The sequence below is a fragment of the Anabaena sp. UHCC 0187 genome, from assembly GCF_009712035.1.
In the GTDB taxonomy this organism is placed as follows: domain Bacteria; phylum Cyanobacteriota; class Cyanobacteriia; order Cyanobacteriales; family Nostocaceae; genus Dolichospermum.
Genome location: NZ_VILB01000058.1, coordinates 1 through 1,280 on the forward strand (window position 1 = coordinate 1; position 1,280 = coordinate 1,280).

Annotated in this window: 1 protein-coding gene; it reads right to left on the reverse strand. The window is 28.8% G+C overall.

What is annotated here, in order from left to right; all coding sequences use genetic code 11:
* Positions 1–1,075, reverse strand: a 1,075-nt coding sequence (locus FJR11_RS23280) for an IS1634 family transposase (RefSeq protein WP_168508054.1), incomplete at its 3' end; no start/stop codon positions are given.
* Between the last annotated feature and the right edge of the window lie 205 nt (positions 1,076–1,280).

Consider the following 1,280-nt stretch of genomic DNA (forward strand, 5'->3'; position numbering starts at 1 on the left):
CGGTAATTTCTATGTCTGATATTTGATGATATTTTAATTTTGCTGTCATGTCTTTAATTTTTAATTCTGCTGAAGATTTTGAACAAAAATCTTCTTTTTCTAACTTGACTAGCTGTTTATTAGTTTTCATCAACTCTTCTAAGATTTTTTTGCTTAATTTCTTTAAATCTGCTTTTTTCCTTTCTGTGCTTTCAATTACTAGCCATCTTTGCTCTATTCCCCCGTAAAATATTTTCTCTTCTTGATAGCTATATCCTTTGATATCAGTTGGTTTCAGTTCTTTACTTATCGGTGCTTTTACCAAGTTTTTAGCTTTTTTAATGGATAATGGTACTCGACTTATCCATTTCATGTTTGACATTAATTTTAAATTATTTTCACTGTATAATGCACTGTCGGCGACCATTATACTATCAAAATCTATTTGTTTAGAATATTCCACTAAGATGTGAGCAAATACGGCTTTATCTGATTCGTTTCCTGATGCTCCTCTAAAAAATAAAGGTATATCTCCATCACTACTTACTATTAAATCTAATATACATTGTTTTAAGTCTGGGCGATGGTCACGGGAATAGCCCTGTGTGATATTAATCGGATTTTCTTTGTTTATTCCTTGTTCTTTATCTTTATTATTTACGCAGTTCTTATACTCTCCATGTAAATGTAATGAGCTTGAATCTAAATGGGAATATTTAGTTTCTATTCCAAATTTCTTGACTACTTCTAAGGCAATTATTAGGAATATTTTTGTTAATCCATATTTATAGAGCTTGTCCATTACTCTACCTATTTTATCATCGTTTAAATCTGATGCTTTTATTCCTTCTTTTATTAAATATTCTATGGGTTTATCTTGAAAAAAATCAGGGAACAAATATAATGGTCTTGATACAAAACCTAGTCCATTCAGAATGATTGCTTTGACTACTTCGCCTGTATTTACTTTCTCTCTACTATCTACTAAGAATATTTCATTAATTTTTTCTACTATTCCTATTTCATCTATTATTCCTGCTATTATTCCTAAGTGATCTAAGTTTTTACTCTCAAATTCTTCTTTTTGGTTATTCATATTTTTGGGTATTTTTAGTTAATTCAGACTCATTCTCTCATTTTTTCTTCTGAATTTATTGTCAATACCTTATTAATTTCAATTTGTTGGCAATTTCTATATTACTGTCTATATTTATTACTAACTTAGCTATGTGTTTATATTTAAGCTGTTTCTGTTAGTTATTACACTTGTATCTGTACTACAAAATGAAGTGCGGAATGTG